Annotated in this window: 10 protein-coding genes; 2 read left to right on the forward strand and 8 right to left on the reverse strand. The window is 45.4% G+C overall.

The window, feature by feature from the left end:
* Positions 1–24: 24 nt before the first annotated feature.
* The 6 genes from HQN88_RS18080 to HQN88_RS18100 form a co-directional block, all read right to left on the reverse strand.
* The gene (locus tag HQN88_RS18080; RefSeq protein ID WP_173114987.1) at positions 25–7,497 is read right to left on the reverse strand and encodes an S-layer homology domain-containing protein; all 7,473 of its coding nucleotides are present in this window, start codon (positions 7,495–7,497) and stop codon (positions 25–27) included.
* Positions 7,498–7,526: 29 nt separating this feature from the next.
* Positions 7,527–12,929 (reverse strand): hypothetical protein, encoded by a 5,403-nt coding sequence (locus tag HQN88_RS18085; RefSeq protein WP_173114990.1) that lies wholly within the window; start codon positions 12,927–12,929, stop codon positions 7,527–7,529.
* 11 nt (positions 12,930–12,940) lie between these two features.
* Complete coding sequence (locus HQN88_RS18090) at positions 12,941–13,630, reverse strand: S1 family peptidase (protein WP_173114993.1); 690 nt, start codon at positions 13,628–13,630, stop codon at positions 12,941–12,943.
* A 188-nt stretch (positions 13,631–13,818) separates the two neighbouring features.
* On the reverse strand, positions 13,819–14,184 hold the full coding sequence (locus HQN88_RS37710) for a bacterial transcriptional activator domain-containing protein (protein ID WP_246320305.1): 366 nt from the start codon (positions 14,182–14,184) through the stop codon (positions 13,819–13,821).
* A 36-nt stretch (positions 14,185–14,220) separates the two neighbouring features.
* Positions 14,221–14,922: a response regulator gene (locus HQN88_RS37715; protein WP_274318764.1), complete on the reverse strand. Its 702-nt coding sequence runs from the start codon at positions 14,920–14,922 to the stop codon at positions 14,221–14,223.
* A 1-nt stretch (position 14,923) separates the two neighbouring features.
* A complete protein-coding gene (locus HQN88_RS18100) occupies positions 14,924–18,037 on the reverse strand; it encodes an ATP-binding protein (RefSeq protein WP_337995163.1) in 3,114 nt (1,037 codons plus the stop codon).
* A 242-nt stretch (positions 18,038–18,279) separates the two neighbouring features.
* Between HQN88_RS18100 and HQN88_RS18105 the strand changes: the two genes are divergently transcribed.
* Positions 18,280–19,431, forward strand: a complete 1,152-nt coding sequence (locus tag HQN88_RS18105; RefSeq protein WP_173114996.1) for a RelA/SpoT domain-containing protein — start codon at positions 18,280–18,282, stop codon at positions 19,429–19,431.
* A gap of 347 nt (positions 19,432–19,778) precedes the next feature.
* On the opposite strand, the gene HQN88_RS18110 is transcribed toward HQN88_RS18105, so the two are convergent.
* Together HQN88_RS18110 and HQN88_RS18115 are read right to left on the reverse strand one after the other, a co-directional pair.
* On the reverse strand, positions 19,779–22,169 hold the full coding sequence (locus HQN88_RS18110) for an ATP-binding protein (RefSeq protein ID WP_173114999.1): 2,391 nt from the start codon (positions 22,167–22,169) through the stop codon (positions 19,779–19,781).
* Positions 22,170–22,255: 86 nt separating this feature from the next.
* Positions 22,256–23,110: a helix-turn-helix domain-containing protein gene (locus tag HQN88_RS18115; RefSeq protein WP_173115002.1), complete on the reverse strand. Its 855-nt coding sequence runs from the start codon at positions 23,108–23,110 to the stop codon at positions 22,256–22,258.
* 142 nt (positions 23,111–23,252) lie between these two features.
* Here HQN88_RS18115 and HQN88_RS18120 point away from each other — a divergent pair, with 142 nt between their 5' ends.
* On the forward strand, positions 23,253–25,640 hold the full coding sequence (locus HQN88_RS18120) for a glycoside hydrolase family 2 TIM barrel-domain containing protein (RefSeq protein ID WP_173115005.1): 2,388 nt from the start codon (positions 23,253–23,255) through the stop codon (positions 25,638–25,640).
* Positions 25,641–25,804: the final 164 nt, after the last annotated feature.

Below are 25,804 nucleotides of genomic sequence, written 5' to 3' on the forward strand. Positions count from 1 at the left end.
CTAAATTGATCTTGTTCTACGAATTTAAGGAAGGCTAATCGCTGTGAGACGGCTAAGTCTCATCGCAATCGCTGCTGCTTGCGCTCTTGTGAGCGGCTCGTTTGGAGCGATTGACTGATCTTGCCCTGTAATGATGCCTAACTTGATGCACAGGGCAACAGCTTCTCTAGCCCAGTCTGGAATCGATGCATCGTCCTTGAACGCGCCGAGCATATCGTTCATTTCAGCTTCTGTAATTGAGCGAGCTGCACCGATGAGCTTCAAGCTGCGCCCCACCATGATCATGGCTTCCATCCGTGACAATTGTTCATTGGGTTGGTACGAGCCATCTTGGAAACCGTCGACGATCCCCTGCTCTGCCGCAATAGCTACACTTCGGCTGTACCAATCGTCAGGGCTAATATCCGCAAACGACTTCGTACCAGCCTGATTCATCAAACCTAGCACTCTCAGTAGTACCGTCGGGTACTCCGCTCTTGTAATATGACTCTCTGGATCAAATAGATCGGACGTTCGGCCAACCATGAACAATTGAGCTGCTGCATCCCCGATCATTTGTTTCGCCCAGTTCTGATCATCAACGTCGGTGAAGTTCATTTTATTGGAGATGAACGCTATGCTGCCGCTGCCAGTTAACGTTAGACTGACAAATGGCTCATTGTTCACGACTTCCAGCTTCCAAGGCACCGTTGTCCAGTTGCCATTCGCATCTCTGACAACAACGGCTGTAATATCTTTCGCGTTCACATTGGCAGGAACGGCCGCCTTCGCATTCACACTTCGAGCTTTGTAGGCTTGCGGAACGGAAAGATCAAAGCTTACGCCTTGCCCGTCGCCTAACAACTGGGCGCCAAGCTCACTTGCAATTTCACGGAAGCTGCTCTGATCACTGCCACTATTCCGATCTATTTTTACAATGAGTTTTTCTTCTGCAAATGCAGTCTCTTGGGCAGGGAACGTAAGCTGCGCGAATGGCAATTCAACATGAACGACTTGCTTGCTAGCAGCCGCACGTTGCAGCAAGGATTGACTAAGCTCAAATTCATATCCAACTGCTGTCTTGTCCTCAGATTGGATTAGCAATGTAGACTTATCCGTATTCTTTCCGTTCACTCCATCAATTTTCGCAAAAATTCGATCATCTTTGCGCTCGGATATCACCTTTTCCCCGCCAACAAAGACGTCCGTATTGACTGGAAGTACAGGAAATCCACCACCAAAGAAGCCACCTGGTGTCCATAGAACAGCAGGCATGAGTCCCGTAATCCCATCATTCAAATTACCGCCTTTCGGCCGCTTGGCAACTGCGATCTGGTCCCCAGCTAATGCGGGAATTACGCCGTCTGCCGGCAATACTGACCATCCACTCACATCATCCTGATACTTTGGTGCAACCGGCGTGCCCGCAGACTTCGAATACACACGATAGACTAGCACAGCATCTGTCCGATCAGCGGAAAGGATGTTCACTTTCGTTGATTTACTATCGTTGGGAACTGCTGCCGTGTTAGCAATGATCGTGCTTTCCACGTTCACGACGGTCATCGCCTGCAGCGATATCGCTTCGCCAAGCTGGTATTGGGCTTTGGCCATACCCGCACCAACTTTCACCGCTTTCACAGCGCCGCTATCGGATACGGAAATCGCTTCTCCCAAATAGTTGGAATACGTAACCTTACTAGCGTCCGCTTCAGCCTCCGAGCCATCCGCCATTCGCAAGTAGGCTTGCAGTTGTGTGGTTCCGTTCAGTTTCAAGTTCGAAACTTTTCTAAGCACCAAACCTACGGGCACTTGATACGCGCCATTGGTTATTCGGACGGAAGCCTGGTTGCTATTGCCTGCCAAGTCACGCGCTTTGAAGTCGATGGCGAACGTCGGATCACTGCTGACTGCCGTCACTTCCCCTTCGAATGCGCCATTCTGACTCACGGCAACCGATTGGCCGTTCACTTCTAGTAGCGCGTCATTGCTCGTTGTGCCAGACACTTTGATCTTCCCGTTCTTTGTCCGTTCACCCGTTATTGGAGTATCGATATAGATCACAGGTGCCATCGTATCAACGGTCAGATACAGCATCGTAACGGAGAAATCACCCGTTGATTTATTTCGAGTATGAAGCTCAATCGCATACGTACCATCCGTTGTAAAACGCGATAAATGAAGTGCACTTCTGCTCCCTGTTGCCTGATCCGTAAGATCGACGACCGCTATCGATTTGTCGTCATAAAGAGCTTCCACTTCCACGTTCTGTTGATCAGAGGTAATTGTAATGTTTTGTTCCTGCTGATTTGTCAGCACTTCGAGAAAAGCATTTGGCACCGCACTTCTCTGTCTAGCCTGACTCACTTGTGCAGAAAGCTTAGGCTTGCTTGGCACAGGCAATAAGGTGCTAGCTGTATCCACCCGCTCCGCGTAATGGTTATTTTGATGCTTGTCAGCCAATTTGGACGGTTTCGCAGCAGCCGATACGCCAACAACGTACGATTGACCTACCGCTAAGCCTGTATATTTGATCTCACCATCTACAGGTTCGCCTGCTAAGCTCGCATGGTTCACTACACTTGATTTGGCATTCGCCGTCCAACCACCAAGTCGGATATGCTCATACTTGCCGCTTTGTTCATGCCAGTAAGGCTTTAGCTCCTCTTCCGTCATTAACAACGATGAGAAGTTCGGATATGCGCTCAGCTTCCCGCTGGCTTCCTGCAGCACATCGATTGCATAGCTGAGCTCGCTATCCATGTGGTTCTGTCCTCTTGCCGCTGGCTTAAAGGAGAGATCGAAATACCCGTTCCCTGCTGGTTGTACGGCTACCTCACGAACTGGCGACGGTGCCAACGGGTCGATGATTTGGAACTTATTAGCCGTTGTTTTGGTTTGGAAATTACTTGCCGACTTCAGCTCCGCTCTCAAATAATAATCGCCTTGCGACAACAGCCCGCGAATATCTTCCGTATCGCCAAGCAGCGACACTTGTGAGACGTCAATGCTCGTCTGACCCGATGTTATACTGCCGGATAGTCCGCCTGAATGGGCAACGTTCATATCTTTAGCAATCAAAAGTCCTGTTTCACCTGGCGCTGTGATCTCCTCGTTGAAACCTTGCTTGACTGTACTTACGGCATCCCTCGTCAAATAAAGACTGACCGTATCGCCTGGCTTCGCATTGCTTACTTTCCAAGAAGCGTTAAACTTGTTCGTATCCATTAGGCTAGGTTCTAACTTAATCTCATCAAGCTTTGCAATCTGCGGAATATTCATTAATTTGGACTCCACATATTGATTTGCATATAGCTTCCATGTGCTTCCACCAATGCGGTCGTGTGGAATGGCAATATACACCTTTTTCGTACCATCCGTTGTCCCCTGCCCGGTAAAAGCGTTCGCTTGCGGATTCGTTCTCGTTTCATCATAAACGAGCTTGTAATCCTTGCCGTTCGTATCTTTCAACACGAGTTCAGGCTTATTTGTCCCCGTGTAAGTAAGCTCGAGCAGAGCATCTCCCGTAATCGAACTCATAGGAATCTCATGAAGTTTACCTCCGTCAGATACTTTAATGCCGCCAATTCCCACATTCATGGAGCCGTTGTCCAATACATCGACCCCTTCGGCTACGCTGTGATACTCGATGTCGTGAATCGTATCCTCTTTGGTCTCCCATGACGTCGCCACCGTCTGGACGCCCTCGCCGAACACGACAAGTCGCGGGCCCTTCTCTGGATCCTGGACTTGCAAGTACAACAGACCGTCCGGCAAGCCTTCTCCTGACGTACCGAATTCGACGCCGCCATTAAAGTAATAGGTGATGCCGAGACTGATGAACAAAATGGAGACGCTGCCCCACATTTTGTCATTGTTCGCCCCCAAAGAAACGCCGCCTAACGCCATACCGCCGACGACAGGCACTTTGCCGGGAACCTGAACTTTGGCGTTGACGAAACCCTCGAAGTCGATGCGGTTTTTGATCAGATTTTGCCCGAGAAAGATAGAGGCTTTACCAATGATCAAATCCCAGCCCATGACGTCGATCTCTGCAGAAGCGCTGACGAACCAAGGCGTCATCCATTGTGCAGCGACCATGGCTTGCTTCAGCATTTCTACCCGCTCCGACGTTGAGCTTGCCCGATAGTCCATTTTTCCAACGAGCTTGATTCCTGATTTCCGAAGTGTCATATCAATGCTGCCATAGAAGGTTGCAGGTTTAACGCCAAAAGTAACATCCGCTCCTGCCTCAATGGTTAACGGAACATCGCTAGAACCGCCTGCAATCGTATCGGCAAGCTCACGTATCGCCCCGCGAACGCCGGTCAGATACGTACCGCCAGCAATCATCACACCGGGATCACCCAGCTCTGCTGAGAAGGCAATCACATTGGGAAGAATGCGCTTGTCTGCCACTTGCTTGAACGCGATCTCTACATGTACCTGCGTGATACCGCGCAGATCCGCATCAAAGGTGAGGCCATACGTGTTCTCCACACCTTCTTCTTTTTGCTCATAGTGAACGATATTGATTTCACCCGAAGCGAGACTCTCCTCCGCACCTTCTTCATCAGAGCCCTCAATTAAGCCAATATCTTGATTCAACTTAAACTTCAAATCAGCATCAATGCCGACAAATCCTTTGTCATTAAACTTCACGTTCTTAATTTCGGCATCGGCGATTTTCATTGAGACACTCCCACCGAAAGAAACACCGTCTTCACGCAGGATGAAATCGTTGAATTTCAGTCCAAAACCACTGATCGAAAAGCTTGGAGCTGCAAATAAACTATGTTTGTTAAAGTACACTTCATGTATCAAGAGTTGTCTAAGCGGATTTAATCGATCTCCGAGATTGCCGGCCGCCCATTTCAGAGAGCCATTCAACGAGTCATCCTCGCCGCCTTGTGCCGCTTCCTCTTCCGGTTCCTCCTCGTCTTCCTCCCCTAATGACTTATCAAAGCCATTAAAGAAATCCAGCGTCCATTCTCCCTTATGAAAAACAAAGCCACTGCTCGCCACACTTAGTAGGCCATCGCCTTTCACATTCAACGTATTGAAGAAAGGAATGCTCTTTAATCCGCCAATACTAACGCCTAGACCGAATACATCAAGCTGTCCGGTAGCGAAGACCATATCTTTGCCGCGATAAGCGACACTATTGTTGATAATGGCCGGTTCAGATTTCGTATCCACGACATACTTCGCTTCATCGCCTTTTCCAATCCGGTTAATCATCCCTTTAATTTCAACGAGCACTTCCTGATGGGTTTCTTCACCCTCTTCTTTGAACTGCTCTAGCTCTTCTTCACTTTCAAAAGCAACCAAACGGTACGCCGGCACGTTAACTTCCGGCAAGAGCGAGGCAAGATCCAGTTCTGGATCTACAAGTTTGCTAGCGTGTTCCAGCGTGGTTTTCACCGTGTTGAATATCGCCTTTTGCGCAGCAAATCCGCTGCCAACCTTAAACCCAGGATAAGCTTCCTCTATATCGGTTTTGGAACCTGCTGCTAGATTCACCATCTTCTTCACAACAGCCAGCAGATTTGCTTTCTTCACTCGCGCATCTTCATTGTCACTGACGACAAAGCGTTGACTCGTAGTAATGTCATACAGCTTCGCATCGTCTGGATCGCTTCCACTGTCACCCTTATAGTCAATTTCGACTTGATATTCCCCAAGCGGCAGCTCAGGACCCAAGTCCTTCATATCCTTACCGTCAGCATCCTTCATGATCGCACCGCTGGCATCAACAAGATCACCCGTGCGATACGTGATGCGCATATCTCCCACTTGTCCATCTCCTGAAGGTTGCAGGATGACGGCGTTCTTAACCGGCACTTTATATCGATGCCCCGTCGCAGCTTCTTTCAGATAGAGATCGAAGTTCGGATCGATCGTCGTATTGCCCGTATGATAAGCTTCAATATTGCTCAAATTGAGCGTAATGTACTTCACATCTGTCGAATACGCTTCCTTGGGCGACATGGCATACACAAACGTCTGTGAACCTTCGCCTACAGCAGGCAAGAATATAAAGTTAGCCTTGCTGGACATATATTGTGCCTTAATCGCTTCATCTTTCACGGCTTCCAGCTTTAACTCCGTTTCTGGCGAAGAGGCCGTCAGCATATATTCTTTGGTTGTTGGCCACGCTTTCCCCTTAGCCACCACTTTGAAGGATGCCGTCACCGTATCCCCCGGTTTATACTTGGGTTCGATCCCGTTTTGCGCTTCTTCTGGTGTTGCCTCTTTTTTAAAAGAAATCGAGGAGCGATCCGACGTTTTCGTCATGATCTGGCCGTTCACATCGCGCTTGATCTGTCCACGCTCATCGAGATCGACGAACTTTAGCCCGTTGGCTAGCTGCAGCTGCACATCAATGCGGGAGTGCTCCATTTGAAAAGCAGGCAAGTTCTCCATTTCAGCGACGACGTTAAACACGCCCTCATTTTCATAAGCGCTGCCGTCCATTTTCGTTGCTAATTGGTTGACAGGATCAATGTAGCGTATGGAGAACACTTTGTCAGGCTCAACAATTTCACCAAGTCCGTATACCGTTTCAAACGATTTCGTTGTATCATTCGCGATTGCATCCGCGTTCCAGTACAAGGCGACCGCGGAATCCGCTGTCCCGTAATCATTCGTATCCGTCGTAAAATCCAAGTTCGGATTAACCTCATAGTCCCACTTGGTATTCGCCATTTTGTTCCAATGACCGACGATCATCTCGTCAACAATGTTAATATCATTTTCAGAAAAATTGTTAAATCCATAAGCAACCACGTTCGTCGCCAGCGGATTCGTTAAGTCAAACTTATCCTTCATCACCCAGTAGGCAGGCAACGTGTATAAGGCTCTTTCATTCGGACCAATACTTCCGTCCAATTTGGATTCATCGACAAGCTTTCTTTCAACCTGCAAAGGAACTTTATAAGCGGTGCCCACTTGAAAAGCAGGTCCATCATTCCCGCCAACCATCGTGTCGAGCAGGATACGTGAACCGACTTGCACTTCTGCCCCTGAGTGGTTGGTCACTTCATAGCGGATGTTCACATTGCCGGAATTTTTCTTGTCTTTGACATCCATATACAGCATGACGATCTGTTTGATCGCCACGCCTTTGATCGTCCACACCGTTTCAATCTGACGTGTCCCATCTGTATTGTTCACGACTTGTGGCGTTGTCACTTCCGAAAAAAGGTTAACGCCAAATTTATATGGATTTCCGAAAATATAGTCCGTACCGTCAATCCGAAAGGTCGTAAAAGAGGATTCAGGATCATCCCCTCGAAACATCATATCGACCTGCTGATCATTCTTCCGTACAGGCTGCCCATCCACGGTGCGGATGGCAAAGCGGCCTGAGTGATTGTCGACCGTGACTTTGATAAAGCTATTGCTAAGGACCGTTACGTTCTTAGCGTTCAATCCGTCAGCCAAAGCGGCTAACGGAAAATTCATGACAAGTGTGATGAATACTAGAATGGCCAAACATTTCCTAATCGCTCTCATGAACAACGGCTCCTTCGTTTTCTGCCGGTCTATTTATTTATTTTGCCGATAAAGAAGGTTGCGAACTCCCTCTCGCGTTCTTGGGTTCTCACGATAATCGTATACCAGCCTGTTTCAGGAAAAATAACCTTGAATCTGTTATTCAGCAACTGATCCATCGTGATTTTCTGAGCAATGTATTTCATCTGCCCTTCTCGATATAAACCGCTGTGATACAAAATATCGTAAGTGCCACGCTCATTCACTAGATTTTCACCAGCAACCTTCATTTCGTTGTAGCCAGTGATGGTGAACGTAATCTCATTGCGATCAAACAAAATACTCTCATTGGTGGCAGAAGTCACGATTTGATCGTTGCCCACAATGAGCAGCCCCGCGCTTGCGAGCACGACAACTTCTTGCTTCACCGTGGACGAATTGCCAACCTCATCGGTAACGGTGTAGAGCACAGTTTGTCTGCCAAGCTGTGTTAGATCGAGTTGTTCCACCGTAACCCTCAAATTCCGAGCCTCCGATACATTATCGGCAACTGTATATCCGCCAAGATCGACGCTCGGGTTGAAATCAGCCTTATTTTGCACGATGGCAGCGAACTTCTGATGTAATTGTATGGTTGGTGCTGTATTGTCTAACCCTTCAACCTTAAGTAGGGAGATCGTTTCGTTTCCAAGAAGATCAGTAAGCGCAACGCGCATTTCCCCATTTGCGCCGTACGTCATCGCATACTCATAATGACCATTGGCATCGCTGATAAGATTGGTGAAGCTTGATCCGTCCGATACGGGAACCGTACCTCTGAATACTTGGTTTGGCGCATCGACATGGCCTTGCAGGGTTACTTTCATTTTGCCTTTGGCATACGATTTCCCGCCGATTGTAACGATCTTGTCTTGGGTGACGGCGACTCCGTTGTCATCAACGAATTGGTAATCGATATGTTCAGGATCCGGCAACTTGGGCACGATATGCGTGATTGTTTCTTCTACAACAGACGTATTGCCTAACCCATCTGCAATCGTGAACTCCGCTGCCCCGTTCGTATACAAAGTTGTATCTTTCGGAGTTCTAACGATCATAAAATCTTTATCGCTCGGATGCGTTTTCTCAACGCTTAACGTTACGCCTTGCGCGAGAATCACTTGATCCTGTTCATTTTTAATGGTTTTGAACGTCTTTGCTCCTTGACTTCCGTAGCTATAAGACTTGACGATGCGAGCCGTTGGCTGTGCTCTGTCGATCGTCGTTACAACAGCTGTAGCCGTTCCTGCATTTCCTGCTTCATCTTCGAACTCGAAGGTGAAGGAGCCATTCTCGGTAAACGTGTAACTGGAACGTCCCTCATTGTTCGTAATTCGAACATCTTCGGAAGTGGAGAGCTTCACACGCACGTTCGATGTGGTCGGACCGATCACGCTATAGGTGAGCGTGCCGATCGGCGGTGTATTATCCACGTTGTTCACGACAACGATCAACGTTTCTACGCGTGACTCATCTGTCAGATCTGTTAGCTTAAACGAGTATGCGCCATTCAAGCTAACTTCGAACGCATTGCCTTTCGTACGCACCGGCAGCATCGGGTTCTCCCCCAGCGGTGCAGGTACGACTCGGATGCCAGGCTTCACGGCAATGTTCAGCGTCGCATGACCAGACACAGGTCGCAATGAAGGCTGGGAGGCTAGTCCATAAAGCGGCTCATTCGAAGGGACATATGATGACGTGTCAATATCAGCCATACCGCTGACCACACCTGACGCTGATTTGAATTTGATTTTCAGCTTCAAATCCGCTGCTTTACCACTTGTCACGCTGACTTTCACGAAATTGGTGTAGGGCTGCCATGGCTGCCAAGTCGCTCCGTTATCCGCAGATATGGCATATTCATAGCTGTCTAGCTTCACGTTTTTCAGCTCTGCCTTGACGATAGCCTCGTATCCGTCCACATCGTTACCTTCGAGATAGACGAGATCCGACTTGCGAACTTCAATCGGTGTATTTTCTTCTCTGGATAGCTTGAACGCACCCGTATGCGTGATTGCGCCATTACCCGCTCCGTCTATTGCGTAGATGTATAAGTTATAATCCACAACTTCGCCCTCAGCCAACTTCGTGTTGTCGAGGGTCACGGAGCCGTCAGTCGGAAGTTGCTTCCATTCGCTAGAAGATGCAATCGGCGCAGCCGCCGCAGTCGGAACCCATTGGTAGCGGGTTGTCATCCCTTCATGCGATAGCAACTCCGTAGCCACGATATCGACTGTATGCGACGATTTCGGATAGCCGACTTCCATCGTGCTGAAATGAACGACAGGCGCTTTGTTGTCCCATTTAAATGCCGCGTTAAAGTCATAGTAGATATTCTCATTTGGCTCTTTGATTCGAATATGTACATACTGCACGCCATTCAGCGCTGTATCCTTCAAAGCTGTATATACGGCACTTGTAACCACTTGTCCCGTCACCGGATCCACTACAGCTGGCGTGAATTGCAAAGCTTGAAACAAGTCCGCTTGTGGTGCGGCAGCCGAAGTACTGAAGGCATATACCGCCTCTCCCACGGTTATACCATCGATAGCAAAGGCGATGTCATGACTTTGTACATAAGTCTCGGAAGGTTCCGGCGAGAACGAGGCATGAATGTTCACGCTGTAATTAACAACCGCTTCATCCTCCATCTTCATGTCGGTCCGATTACCAGCTTTGTCTACCGCTCGCACAAACAATTGATAGGCGCCTGCTTCGATAACTTTATTCAGCGTGCTGACCGTTCCACTGTCAGGAACTTGTTCCCAGCTGATCTCTTGCGGTTGTCCCCCCGCTTTCACCCATTGGTAAAGGAGTTTGCTCGTATCAATACCACTGTGTTCATCGCTTGCTTCTACACGTGCCTTGACCACAGCTGTGTTGTTTCCCTGGGAAATATGCGCAGATACCGAGGGTGATTTATTGTCCAAGTGGACCGCAGCAACACCATAAACCCAATTGGAATCATCCTGATTGAAATCTGCTGGCGTCCATAAGTTGATATTGTTATACTGGCCGACCGCCTCCAACGCTTTACCGTCAGCGTAAGTTTGTGCATCCGTATCCGAGCTGCCCGGATGCTCTGCCTTATATTCATTGATCCAGCCGTTATATGGGATCGGATTCGCTATTTTGAACTGCTTCATTTTAGTAACCTGCATCAGTTCCCTTGCCGTATCCCACGTCATATCCGCTGTCCATGTATGCAAGTACCACGTCCCGCTGTTCTCTGCCGTGAATGCTTCTGTTGGAGGCAACAGCGAGTTCGTCTTGTTGTTTACAACCAAGAGATTCACATCGGGAAGTTCGCCAGGATACAGTCCATCTCTTGGCTGCAAGCCTGTGAGGGAATACCTTTTTACAGCAGCAAATTGGTCTGCTTCTTTCCCTGCTAACGGATCCTGCTCGCTGTGACTCCATTGGTAGTACACAAGTCCAACGCCTGGCGAGCTGTTGCTCGGCAAACCTGTAAGATTGAGCGGGCGATAGATGCCTCGGCTCGGCCTAACAGCTCCTGCTTCATCGGGATCTAACGCTGGTGTTGTGATCGCAGGATCATTAGCGTCGATTGTGATTTTCGCGGTTTTCCAGTAGACATTGTTCACCACGGTACCATCTTCATAGCGGAAAGTTAGCTCTGGTTTCGTATTGTCTATGGACAGCTTCGCCCAGTCAATCTTCGTATTGGCGACTGACTTCGACGGGTCACTATTCGTCGATTTACTCGTATTGGCAGCATCCATGAGCAGATTGCCTGCATAATCTTGAATAACCGCCGTATCCGTATGACCCGGCTTATCGTTATGTGTTAGCGCGATCGCTTTCAGCAGCGATACATCTAGATCAACATCAGACACCGTCGCTCTGAACGTCCACACGCTTGTATTTTCACCTTCGAGGTAATAGGCCTTCATTCCGTTATTCAATTGGAGATATAAGCCGCCGACGTTCAACCCTTCTTTGACGATGGTATCCTCGGTTAATTGCACCTTGAAATCAATGACATCGCCTTTATTCAGCGTGCTGCCCGTAACGATATCGGGTTGAATGCCGTTGGCAACCGACGTATATTTAGGCGGAACAGCATCGATGATGACTCGATAGCCTTGGCCAGATGTAAAGTCAAACGGATTTACCGTTTTACCCGCTAATTGAGCACTACTCGTCGAACTGGCTTTGGAAAAGCCATCTAATTGCAGAGGATTACCCGCAGCATCATGGAATTCTGCCCCATCGATTTTCTCCCATAGCGATGCATCGTTGAGGCGATGTCTCTCCAATTCACCGCCATCAGAGATGGGCAGATTGCCGGTATGATGAAAATCCGATGCTTTATACTCATAGGGGAGTGTCTTCGTGAAATCCTTCAGCTCATCGGCAGTCAACTTCAGTTTCATGCCTTGATTCTCGCCCGAGGCTGGCAGCCCTGTACCTGCGGGGTTGGTAAATAAGTAATGGCTGTTTAAATGAGCAGCCGCAGCTGGTGCATCAGCTTTCACAGCTTCGCTGAAGTTGTAAGACAGCGCCAGCTTCTGATCTTTTTTCAAGAATAGCTCTTGCTGATTTAAAATCGCATTTTCACGTTCAGTACCATCAGAAGTAAATGTATAATTCGCAATTGTAGGCGCATCGATATCCGCAAAATGCAACCGAATTCCATTGACTTCTGTGCTTGCGTTATTTGTTTCTGTCTCGATAATGATATAGTCATCAGATGCAAAGCTAAGCCATGGCGAATTGACGTTCCTCGTATCTTCATCATCATCCGCATAAGAGGTATGCGTCCATTTGGATGGACTTGCATTCCAACCTAAATACGCTGTCCCGTCATGTTCATGCAAAACGTCTCCTGCCCGATCTTGCTTATCAGTATAGACCCATATGGACGCATTGTTATCAGATGAACTGTTCAAAATACCCACTTTCACCATGAACCGTGCAGTGCCACCTTCTGCCAGCTTCTTCAACGCCGGAATACTCGATACTCTGATTTTGCCGATAAAATGACCATCCAGCCGATTGATAGATGTTTGGTTAAACTCGATGTCATCATCATTCGGATCAAGCTCCTCGCCAATACTCGTCACGCTTACACCCGCAAGCCCACCCCCAAAAGCAGCTTGATAAAACCAAGGGAACGCATTGAACGGTGCTGCATTCGAGGCAGCGCTATTAGGCGAACCAAAGTCATCTTCATCATCCTCGAAATCATACAGCCCACCAAATGAGGTATCGCTAAAACTACCTACGGATTGGCGATTCACAATCTCCACATTATTAATGTATCTACTCACGTAGCCTGTGTTCTGGCTCACAGCTGCCTGCACCAAGCCTGGCGACAGATTGTACAACATCATTATTACCATACTGGCCACAAGAACCATTGACACCCATTTGCCTATTCGTTTATCCACCCTCGAACCTCCTAATTGGGATCTTTCAATAAAATCTTATGTATATCGTCGCTGCCCACAACCAAATGTATATTATTCATCGTCCGTAGTGATCCCGAAATCAGTCCGATGACATTCCCATATTTATCCAAAATCGGACCCCCGGACATACCGTTCACGATCTGTGCGGATATCAGAATCCTGTCTCTGCCGTTGATATTCGCTCGCGGCGTGTTGACGATGCCCTCCGTGATGATCTTCGTATCTTTCATGGGATAACCAAGGGCATACACTTTCTCTCCGTGCTTAACTTTGCTTTTCCGTGTATTCAAATAAGCGTAATCATCTACTTTACCAGAGCTGCCCTGAGCAAATGGAAGTTTCAGCACTGCGGTATCCAGTGTTTCATCCTGTGAAACAACAGAACAATTCATTTCAACGGCGGCTTCCTGCCAAACACAGCTGATCCGGTCAGCGCCAGCGATTACATGGTAGGCCGTGAGCGCCGTGCCATCTGGTTTCACGACGAATCCAGTCCCCACATCTTTCAGCGTCCCATCCTCACGAAAAGCCCGTACATAAAAAACGGATTTTTCCGCATTCTCATATAGCGCTTCTGCGTCATATGTTTCCGGCGGATCTGCCCCAGTAATCGTAAAATGACTCATAAATACGCATAAAACGCCTAGCAGCACAATAACCAGCCTACGCAAGTTCTTCATTTATCTCTCTCCCAATGTATAAAATATCGCTGATTTCTGGACGCTGACTGTCACGCAAAGGAATAGTACTATATACCTAACCAGTATAAAGACTCCCTCTCTCAAAATTCTCACAAAAAGGAAATTCATGTCGAATATACGCAAAAAGACGGAAAGCAATTGAATGCTCTCCGTCTTTTATCTATGTTTTAATTTAAATAAGCAGCTACGCTATCCCTCATTTCCTTCGGAGGCTCTATGCCGAGTTCTCTCAAATACAACGCTTTGAAGTTGGTATAGTGCTTAGCAATTCGTTCCTTTTTCCCGCTTTTTGCATAGATATCTATCAGCATCTGGTGCATCTCTTCGTTTAAAGGATACAACGTCAAGTACGTATCTAACTTAAACTCTGCTTGACCCCAGGCTTCTTCGAGCAGACAACGTTGAATCAATAGATATACAAGCGATGTATATTGTTTCCTATAATTCTCCTCCAATTGGGTTTTCCAGAGATAATCCTTGCGGTCTAACAACGAGCCCCGATAAAGGGAAAATATTCGCTCCGCTCGCGTCATATCTTGAATCTCTTCTAAGGTGGTTATCTCACTTAACTAGAACTCCAATAAATCATACATACTCCCTAACGTATCTATCATATACCCATCATTCGTTTTGAGAATATCCATCCCGATTTCTTGTTCTTTCAACAACTTCTTCAAGCGATAAATCGTATTATGTAAATTATGCGAAGCGCGGTCTTCCAACATATCGGGCCATAACATATCGGCCAAATACCATTTGTTAATGTCCTGTCCTGGATGGCAGAGGAAATAGGCGAACAGCTCCTCCGTCTTTTTCGTTGGCCAACGGACAAGTGAACCTTCCGGATTGCGTACCTCCAAACTTCCGAAACAACGGATTACAGACTGCCGCGTTTTGATTACGTTGGGCTCAGTCACTTGTTCCAGCTTCAAGAGGCGACTCGTAATGCGTTCAATTGCAGCAGGTGTGACTGGCTTTAGGATATAGTCAAAAGCATAGACCTTGAAGGCATCTAACGCATACTCCTTATAGGCTGTTGTAAAAATAATTCTCGTCTGCTCCATCATGTCATTTATTCGCTGAGCAAGTTCAAGCCCATTCATTTTCGGCATCTCTACATCCAAAAAAGTTAGGTCAGGCTTCAGTTCCAATATCGCTGTTAGCGCTTCCTGTGGATTAGTAAAAGCCCCAATGATGCTGTAATGCGGGTTCCTTCCGATCAGAACCTTCATTAATTCGAGAATCGGTTTCTCATCTTCAACTATAACCACCCTAATCAAGTTCATCCCACCTTTCCACGAAGACATCCTTATCATTCCCGGTTAAAGGCAGATACATGGTAACCTTCGTTCCACGCCCCATCTCTGAACTAATCGACAGTGAAGCTCCTGGGATTGTATCTACCCTTTTACGAATATTCGCAATGGCAATGCCTCCACTGACACGTTCTCCGCTCGCCATCTGATAGAGCACATCATCAGGGATTCCGATCCCATTATCCTGTACGGTCACGTGTAAATAACCATCCCCTTCTTGGATCGTAAGTGTGACTGTTCCATACTCCTCTTTCTCGAACAAACCATGACGAATCGCATTCTCCACAAATGGTTGGATGCAGAGCGAAGGAATAGAGAGATGCTTCAGACTTTCATCCACATAACAAATAAATTCAAATCGATCTCCATATCGCGCCTTCTCAATCTCCACATAGGCATCAATTAAATCGAGCTCCCGATGAAGACTGACGAATAAGTCATTTCGGTCCATATCCAGAATATAACGCAAGAATTGGCTGAGTTTCGACAATAAATAAGCAGCTTTCTCGCCATCCGTATAGCAAAATGAAATAACACTGCTAAGCGCATTATATAGAAAATGAGGCTTGATCTGCGCTTGATGGAAAGCAAGCTCGTTACGAATCGCTTCTTGGATCGAGGTTTTCATCGCAATCAAGGTCTGAATTCTCGCGATTAACGTCTCGGCTTCGAACGGTTTTGTAACGTAGTCATTCGCTCCCACACTGAATCCAAGTGCAATATCTTGTGAAGTGTCTTTGGCAGTCGCGAATAAAATAGGCAAATCGAGAATGGAATGCTGTGTACGCAACACTCGGCAGAGTTCAATCCCGGAAACGCCTGGCATCATCACATCTAGGATAATCAAATCAATTGCCGGGTGTTCACTCATCTTACTCATCGCTTCTTTGGCAGAAAAGGCCGTTATCACGTTATAGCTATGTCTTTTGAGAATATTAAGCAAGGTATACATGTTGGAAGCTTCATCATCCACGACGAGAATCGTATGTGCATGCTCTTCTAGACTATCCAAAGATTCAGGGTCATTTCCATGTCTTTGGGGGTAGTTGTCCACCATCGAACGTTCTTGGCTCACAGGGATGTAATTAATAGCCGTAGGAAGTTGGAAAACCATTCGCGTACCTTGGCCAACTTCTGTCCAGTCAATCCGTATGTCCCCACCCATTCGCTCTACGAGCTTGCGACTGATATACAAGCCAACCCCCATGCCTGTGTAGCCATCCTCTGGTAAAGTATGCTCTTGTTGGTCGAAATACTCGAATACTTTGGCGTATTTATCCCATGAAATACCCGTCCCTGTATCTTCAACGGCAATGTGAATGTCCTCTCCCACTGCACTTGCACTTACACTAATCTTACCTTGTTCAGTATGCTTCACTGCATTGTGCACTAAATTGTACATGATTTGACGCAACCGATTCTCATCCGCTTGGACCCACATATCAGGAGGCACTTGGTTATCTAAGCGTACCGCTTTGCCTGCAAGTTCGAACTGCAGAACATCAAATACGATTTGGGTCACAGTCCGCACATCAACAACGGTCATAAGCAACCGTAGTTCACCGTGCTTCAACCGCGTCACATCAATGAGATCCTGCATAAGCATCGATAATTTAACGGATGTATCCTTGACTAGCCATAGATTTTGCTTCTGTCTAACAGATAAATTATGCTCATCATCATCCAGTAAAGATGAGGTAATATTCATGATTCCATGCAGCGGCGTTTTAATTTCATGAGAGGTATGCATCAGAAACTCATCCTTCAATTGATTAGAGACGGTAAGTCGATGTGTCAGAAGCTCTGTATTTTCATACGCATTGGTTAAGCGTACCGCTAACAGCAGATTCATTATCGTAATGAAACCAATGACCCCAACTTTATGCCATAAATCCGATGAAATCGCACTTTCCGAATATAATACACCATCTACTAACGATACCATTAACGAAACGATGGCTACTATAAACAAGCCGAGCTCTTTCCGTTCATAGGTACCTCGCTTACTGTCGAAGAACAGATAAATCATGCGACCGAGAAGCAATAGGGGCACGAAACCTATATAGAGAAAGAATACACTTCTCATTTCATTATAGAGCGCATACGGGAAGATCACGACAATGATTACGATCATAACAATTGGCGCAATTAACAGCTTGATCTTGTTGCGTGAAATCAACTTCTGGTGGATGGAACAAAAAAACAATAAACAGAGAATCGAACTAATAAACTCAAAACTATCCAGCATTTTGTACGTGATATCAAAAGGAACTTGAGGCATCAGTCGTTGAAACAGCTTCTCACCATACAGAAACTGGACACCCGCCGTGGAGAAGAGATATAACCCGCTCAGTAAATACGTTTTCTCACGACTACGAAGGAAATAAAGACTGAGATGATAAGCTCCGAACATGACAAGCACCAAAATGAGGGATAAATCGCCTCCGATTAATAAGCTATTCAGTTTAGAAATGTCTGCGTGCAAGCCAAATTGAATGGCATTTACAATTCCCCCAGACATATATTCATAATTCGCCACTTGCAATAAAATTTCAAATTCCTGCGAATTCACATGAAAAAAAGTGCTGTAAGGTGTATTCCCCGGCATATTGGTTTCTTTATTAACTGCTGGAAGTCCGCTTCCCCCCTCCAATTTGCCATCGACATACAGCCGATGGGACATGCGGATACTGCGCAGCTTCATGCCATAGATGTCATCGGTATTATCTACTCGAACCAAGAGACGGTATGTTCCGTAACCTTTGTTCCTTACTCCACCTTCTAATGTCTTTCCTTTCCATAAACCAGGCACGTCTATATATGAGACATCTCTGCGCGTCCCTGATTGAAAATCGGTCGGAGTTAACAGCTGCCCCTCATAAAATTCCCACTCCCCATCTAAAGAAACAACGCCCAGCTTGTGGAAATCCTCCTTAGATAGATCCAAAACACCCTGTTTGGCAGTCTGCTTGTTTTGGCTTGGGATCATCTGCGAATAAATGCCAATAAATAATAAGATAGAAAACGAGAACACCAAACTGATTCCTATAATTTGACGAAAACTCTTCACTATGGGTCCCCTTTTTCCGATTGTCAGATACTAGTGATTCTATCATTTCATACTCACAAAAATCTCACAAGCTCTTCTATCACTTATAATAGGAGGGAAAAATTTAAAATTGTTGGATCGAAAGAAAGACTTGCAGTGTCGAAGTCGAGTAACTTTTACAAAGTTCCTTTTTATAGAGGCTTTTTTTATTTCCATTTGCTACAATAAGCTAAATAAGTAAAAACGATTGGACGTGAAATTAAATGTTGGACAAGGACGCCTTCTTACATAACTACAACCTTGAAGAAAAAGATCTAACAGATCATGATATTAACTGGGATACACTCATCGAAATTTTTAATGATTTTATCGGAAAATCTGCTGCGTATTCAATACATGCAGAATACATTGCTAAAATATTAAGGACAAATGGAAATATCCATACCGTGCGATCTCGTGTTAAAGATCCTGAGCATTTAGTTGCTAAACTTATCAGAAAGACACCTGACCGTCAAAAATCAAAAAAAGACCCCAATTTTCAATTTTCTATTGATAATTACAGAGATGAAATTACCGATTTAATAGGAATCAGAGCAATCCATATTTTTAAAGAAGATTGGGAAGCAATTAACACTTTTATCGATAATACTTGGAAAGTGATAGAGGTCACTGCAAACATTCGTGAAGGTGATGATAAAACACAGTACGAGCTATTAGGAGCAAAAATAGATTCTAGAATTTCTGGATATCGTTCAGTTCATTATTTAGTTGAATTAAATATAACTAAAGAGAGTGTTGTTGTCGCTGAAATTCAAGTAAGAACCATTTTTGAAGAAGGTTATGGTGAAATTGATCATTTACTTCGTTATCCTCATGCAAAAGTTCCAAAAATATTGGAAGATAACATCCTACTTCTGAATCGTATTGCTGGCAGTGCAGATGAAATGGCTTCATTCATAAACATACTCAAAAGAGATTGGTTTGCCATGATGGGTAATTATGAAGAAATAATTGACACTAAAAATAAAGAAATTGAAGAGTTGACTAGAAAAATAGAACTTACAGAAATGAAGGCTCCTGACAAGAAATCGCTCTTGGAAATTGTGGGTAATATTAAAAAACACAATACAAACAATCCTTATCATACATCTGATTTAGGAGTCTCAGGAACTAGCTTTTTTACTATTGGTGAACATTCAAAAAAATTGGTTGATCAGCATGGAGAAGCTATACAAAAAATTGGAGGAACTGCAATTCAAGTTGTAAACCGTCATGGAGATGCTATTAAAATACTTGGAGATGCTGCAATTCATGTAGTGAACAAACATGATCAAGCACTTAAATCACTACAGAAGTCACTAGATACCTCTCAAACACAGAAAACACCAAAAGCTAAGAAAAATGATCACTCTTAATAAATTAACTGGAAAAACTCCATTTATTTCAGCGATTAATGCTTGAAAATTCAGTTTAAATGGAAAACGTACAGTTATTTCCTAAAGAAACGGCTGTACAGGTACTTTCTACTGAAATTAGCTACATAAAATCCATTTATTCCAATTTTCGAGTCCATATCGGCAAATTTAGATGTACTTTTTCCAGTTAATCGCAAATACAGACGCTCAAAAATGAAATCAACGACCAAGGTACCCGTGTTATCCACGTTAAACGCGTCAAACCTGTAAAACAGTAAAGAGCATGCATAATCCATAGAAATCTTGGACTACGCATGCTTTCTCTTTAACTAGATTCTCTGGTCGCCTTACACCCGCTTCAATCCGAGAATCTCGAGCAGCATACCCGACAATTGGCTAGGTGGATACGGCTTGACAAAATACATGTTTGCCCCGATTTCCTTCCCCTTCTCAGTATCATCCAAAGCGGAAGAAATAAAGATAGGCAAGTCATGTAAGGTCGAATCTTCCTTGATGAGATTGATAATCTCCCATCCGTCGATACTATTGTTTAGCATAATGTCAACGATAACCGCGACCGGCTTCTTTATTGGCATATCTTTAAGCGCTTGTTCACCAGTCGTGTAGGTGATGACTCGAAAGCCTTTCTCGGTGAGCTCCTCAGTGAGCAGTTCCGTCAGGCTGACGTCATCCTCGATGAGTGCGACTGTTCTGCCTGTGAATTCATCCGTTGCAGCGGATAGCAGCTCCTCCTCGATAAGAATCTCAGGCATCGAATTCAAAGGAAAGCTAACGCGGAACGTACTTCCTTCTCCTAGCTTAGAGGTAACGGAAATTTCGCCGCCATGCGCCTCGACAATGCCCTTCACAATCGCAAGGCCTAACCCCGTTCCGCCAATGGATCTCCGATCTGAATTATCAATGCGGTAAAACTTCGTAAACAGCTTTGGAATGGCTTCTCCTGGAATTCCCAATCCCTCATCCGTAATGTCAACAAGAACTTGATTGCCAACATGGTAAAGCTTCGCCGTAATCCGTCCGCCTTCTGGTGAATATTTGACTGCGTTGCTAACAAGGTTCATGAAAAGCTGCGTCAGATTATCCTGGTCTCCTGAAATAACATATGGCACACTTGGTATATGAACGTTGAAATCATGCTTCGAAGAGCTTCCTAGCTGCAAAGTGAATACGCCATTTAACACTTCAAAGAGATCAACAGGATTCTTCTGGTGAGTCGACTTACCTGATTCCATCCGTTGGACATCTAGGAAATCATTAATCAATGCTGTCAGCCGAACGGTCTCCTGATGAATCGTTTTCAAATATTTCTGTTGCTTCTCAGGACTCATCTCTTTGGTCAGCAATCGTTCAGCAAAACCCAATACACTGGAAAGCGGTGTACGCAGTTCATGGCTTACGGTGCTTACGAACTCGGACTTCAATTGGTCGACTTCGGCTTGTTTCGTCATATCACGATGGACAAAAACCGTTCCAATCCTCCCCGTTTCTCTATACAACGGCTCCGCATAGGCTTGAATGACCCTTCTCGTCGGAGACGTGATCTCATACATGTAAGACCTTTCCTCCATCGCTTCTTCGCTAAGCTGTGAGATCATAAACGACTTTAAGTCCGTGCTATCCTCAATTGCATGTGATGTGGATGAGATAAACTGGGCTAACTGGATATTTGACAAGGACTGCCCCTCAGGAATACCAAATAATTCATTCATCGTTGTATTAGCCTTTACAATGATCCCCTCGACATTGACGAACTGAATGCCCTCTTGAATGGTATCCATGATGTCTCTCGTTAGCGCTCTCTCGCTCATTAAAAGTTCTTCGTTTTCTTCCATTTTACGCAGCAATTCCTGAAGCTCTTCCTGCTGCATCTGTAGCTCTTCCTGCTGGGCAATCAACTCTTCATTCTGCGATAGGAGTTCTTCTTCCTTCACTTGAATCTTCTGCAGCATAGTGTGAAAGGAGCTATTGAGAAGACCGATTTCATCGTTCCGCTTGGACATTTCAAACTCAACTGACTGCCCTAATGACACTTTTTCCGCATGATCAGCAAGCTTGCGCAGCGGTCTGCCCATGTTCTTGGCCGTGATCGAAGTCAGACAAGTAATGAATATCAAGATACCGCATACATAAGCAAAGAATACATAATTGAGATTGGATAAGGTCTTAAACAAGCTCCTCGCTTCCGTTTCCGATTGGGACGAGGTCTGCAGCGAAATGTCATTAATTTTGCCTAGCAAATCATAGATACTTGTACCTACACTGCCGCTTGGTGTCGTTGCACCAGCTTTCACTATAGCCAGTGGATCTTCGTTATGCACGAGCTTAACGTATTTCGGAAATACATTATCAAAATAATTTTTCTCAAATGACTTTAACGTTGTTAGCAGTTCTTTCTCCTGATCTGTTAAAGGAAGCTGCACAAATGTCTCCATGGCTTGCTCAAGCTCCGGCTTTTCCTTCATAACGGCCTCATATTCAAACTCCTGTCGGAATGCGTAAAAGGCTCTTGCATGTAAAAAAATTTGATTATAGTGGAGATAAATGGAGGCAGTAGCCTTTTCTTTCTCTTTGAGCAGCGTGATGCGCTCTTGATAAGATTGTTGTACATGATGGCCAATGAATGAAACACCAATTGCCCCCACCATGACAAGCAATGCGAAAAACAATATCATTCTAACAAATCGACGGGAAATGCTCGACTTCACAAGGTTAGGCATGGCAGATCTCCTTCACACGATCATTTCACCAAAATTCGACAATTTCCTACCTGACCATTTCGGTGACAGCCATGAAATTCCTCTATTTATAGTTCTACCTGATCCTTATATCGACTAGGTGGAATTCCTACAGCTTGGCTGAACACTCTGCTAAAGTACAAGGGATTGTCATAGCCCACAATAGAAGCAACTTCTTTCACATGTAAGGAAGTTTCTGAGAGCATCTTTTTAGCTTCATTGATACGAATATTGGTGACATATTTGCCTGGTGTCGTGCCAGTAACATCCTTAAATTTATGGATAAATCGAAAAAGACTCAAGTTGCACTTCTTAGCGAGCTCCGAAACAACCAAGTTCTGACTATAATTTTCGTGCATGATTTCCATAATCATATGGATATCAGATTGGTGATCATCTCTCCCTTGATATTCAGTTCTTTGCAGCCTTCTGCCTAGCAGCGCGAGCAAGGTGAGTAAGTAAGCTGTTGTCACATGCTCATTGAAAGGCTTCTTCATATTCAGTTCGCGGATGATTTTTTTAAACAACTCCCCTACTTCATCTACAAGACCTACCGTCTGAACGGAGGCGTCTAGTAGACCACAATTTCGCAAATAATCCTGCACGCCATGTCCTGTAAAATGAATCCAGTATGCCTCTGTGGCATCTTTTGCGAAATACTTGTACGTCTGCGGCTCGTTCGGTGCATACAAGACGATTTGACCTTTATGCACGTCTTGTGAAAGCTGATTGAAGTAAAAAGTCCCTTTCCCGCCTACCAAATAAATCAACTGATAATCAACGCGACCCCGTTCGCGCTTTCGATTTAAATCAATGGTCATCAGCTTCTGATAACCGCAACAGTTGACAGTCAGCAAGCTGTCGTTCCGCTCAACGCCTTGCTCATACCAATCGTCTAGCGCATTGCCGGATATATTAATCATCACAATCACTCCATTAGCAATTTTGTGCATATTATTAGCAATATATTTTATTCACTAACTCCAATTCTAATCTTATAATGAAAGCGCGACAACGTAATTCCGTGCAATTTTGTGAATGCTCAGATGAGAAGGGAGAAAGACGATGAATAGGAGCAGAATCATTGAAAATATCAATTTGAATTGGAAGTTTTTCAGAGGGGATGAATCCCAAGCCTGGTATAGAGGTTATGAAGATTCCAGTTGGCGTGATGTGACGCTTCCTCATGATTGGTCCGTTGAAGAACCATTTTCACAAGAGCATTCCAGTGGTACGGGATACTTGCCTGGAGGCATAGGTTGGTATCGAAAAAACTTGGCACTCCCTCAGGAATTGGCAGGCAAACGCGTCAATATTACCTTCGAAGGGGTCTATAATAACGCCCACGTATGGTGCAATAGCTATTATTTAGGGAAACGCCCCTACGGCTATAGCAGTTTTACCTATGACATCACCGATTTCATCTCCTTTGGGAAACAGGACAATGTGATTTCTGTCAAAGTTAACCACCAAGATATTGCAGACTCCAGATGGTTTACCGGGTCAGGCATATATAGAGATGTTTATATCACGATCACAGATGCGATACATATCGATCACTACGGTGTATTTGTCACAACACCAGAAGTTTCGAAGGATCAAGCTACCGTTGCTGTTAACATACGATTATCCAATGAAACACAAGCAGATGCGACAATCGAGCTTTCCAATACCCTAAGGGATGCGGACGGAAACCTGATCGAATCGGTAGGAGAGGAGATTGTCGTTCAGACTGACTCCTTTACGGAATTGAATCAAACCATCAAGGTGACTGCCCCCAATCTATGGTCCCCTGACACCCCTGATTTGTACGTCTTATGTACGGAGATTAGGAAGAATGGCGAAGTCATCGACCATGTGAACACCACTGTGGGCATTCGATGGTTTGAATTTGATGCCCATAAAGGCTTCTTCTTAAATGGCGTGAATATGAAATTAAAAGGTGTTTGCGTCCATCATGATGCGGGGGCACTAGGTGCTGCAGTTCCTGTACAGGTATGGCAGCGGAGACTTCAAGTGCTTCAAGACATGGGCTGTAACGCCATTCGAATGAGTCACAACCCGCCTGCTCCTCTTTTGCTGGATTTATGCGACCGCATGGGATTTCTCGTCATTGATGAAGCGTTTGACGAATGGGAAGGCGTGAAGCATAAATGGTCGACCGGACACAACGTGTACCCGCCTAAGCATTTCGGTTACTATGAGGATTTCCCTCAGTGGGGAGAATTGGACATCAAGGAGATGGTTTTGCGGGATCGAAATCATCCATCTATCATTTTATGGAGTATCGGAAACGAAGTGGATTACCCTAATGATCCCTATTGTCACCCGTATTTTCAAACCATGACCGGCAATAACGATGCCAACAAACCTGCCGCTGAGCGCGAATATGATCCTAATAAACCACAAAGCGATAGACTGACTACGATTGCCAAAAACCTCGTGCGCTATGTGAAGGAATGCGATACGACTAGACCTGTCACTGCCGCTTTGGCCTTTCCCGAATTAGCGAATTTGATTGGCTATGCGGATACGCTCGATGTGGTGGGCTACAATTACAAAGAGCATCTCTATGAGGAGGCGCGGCAGCAATATCCGAATCGCGTCACCTTAGGTAGTGAGAATAGCTCGAGCCTAGAGGCTTGGCTTGCTGTTAAAGACAATGATGCGATATGCGCGCAATTTATTTGGACAGGAATCGATTATATGGGCGAAGCCAAAGGGTGGCCTATTCGGGCATCGCAAGCCGGATTCATGGATCTTGCTGGCTTTAAGAAAGCCAGCTATTACTTCCGTCAGAGCCTATGGAGCGCGAAACCAATGGCTTTTCTAGCCACAGCTAGTAAAAACGATCCTACGCATGCGAGTAACAAAAGATGGCATGGCGGTACGCCACACTGGAACTGGAAGCCTGGCGAACAGTTGGATGTCATCTGTTATACGAATTGCGAAGAGGCTGAGCTCTTCCTTAACGAACGCTCATTTGGAATGAAGAAGCTGAATGATTCTCCACTAGGCTACCTGACATGGGAAGTGGGCTTTGAGGAAGGGATTTTGAACGTTGTTGCTAGAAGCGCGGAGGGCATTGGTTGTTCTTGTGCTCTAGAAACGGTTCTGAAAGCAGAGAAGCTGATCCTACTTGTAGATGCTCCTGAATTGAGCGCAGATGGGATGGATCTTGCACATATTGAGATTGAGGTCACAGATAGCCATGGTAAACTCGTTTATCTGGCTGACGATCTCATCCAACTATCCATCGAAGGTCCCGGTGAAATCATTGGCATAGAAAACGGTGATGTCCAAGATTTAGAGCCGTATCGTTCAAAATTTAGGAAAGCCTATCATGGCAAACTGCTTGCTTATGTGAGAGCTGGTGTCACGGCCGGCCAGATCATCGTGAAGGCTGAAGCACAAGGCTTGGTCGCAGCTACGATTGTCATTGCTGTGAAATAGAAGATGATCGTTAGAGCCCCGCTGAGCTGAAGCCAACATGTACGCATGAAAACCCGTTAACATCCGATTTTTTGGACGTTAACGGGTTTTTATAGTTGCTCAAATGGACACGTTGTCGTTTTGGCCCAATTTCTTGTATTAACTGGAAAATATACATCTATTTA

The organism is Paenibacillus qinlingensis, from assembly GCF_013204845.1.
GTDB lineage: Bacteria > Bacillota > Bacilli > Paenibacillales > NBRC-103111 > Paenibacillus_E > Paenibacillus_E qinlingensis.

Excerpts from the sequence above, each read along its gene's own strand:
- HQN88_RS18080 (WP_173114987.1), bottom strand. The coding sequence starts at position 7,497 with ATGAGAGCGATTAGGAAATGTTTGGCCATTCTAGTATTCATCACACTT.
- HQN88_RS18090 (WP_173114993.1), bottom strand. The coding sequence starts at position 13,630 with ATGAAGAACTTGCGTAGGCTGGTTATTGTGCTGCTAGGCGTTTTATGC.
- HQN88_RS37710 (WP_246320305.1), bottom strand. The coding sequence starts at position 14,184 with ATGACGCGAGCGGAGCGAATATTTTCCCTTTATCGGGGCTCGTTGTTA.
- HQN88_RS18105 (WP_173114996.1), top strand. The coding sequence starts at position 18,280 with ATGTTGGACAAGGACGCCTTCTTACATAACTACAACCTTGAAGAAAAA.
- HQN88_RS18110 (WP_173114999.1), bottom strand. The coding sequence starts at position 22,169 with ATGCCTAACCTTGTGAAGTCGAGCATTTCCCGTCGATTTGTTAGAATG.
- HQN88_RS18115 (WP_173115002.1), bottom strand. The coding sequence starts at position 23,110 with ATGATTAATATATCCGGCAATGCGCTAGACGATTGGTATGAGCAAGGC.
- HQN88_RS18120 (WP_173115005.1), top strand. The coding sequence starts at position 23,253 with ATGAATAGGAGCAGAATCATTGAAAATATCAATTTGAATTGGAAGTTT.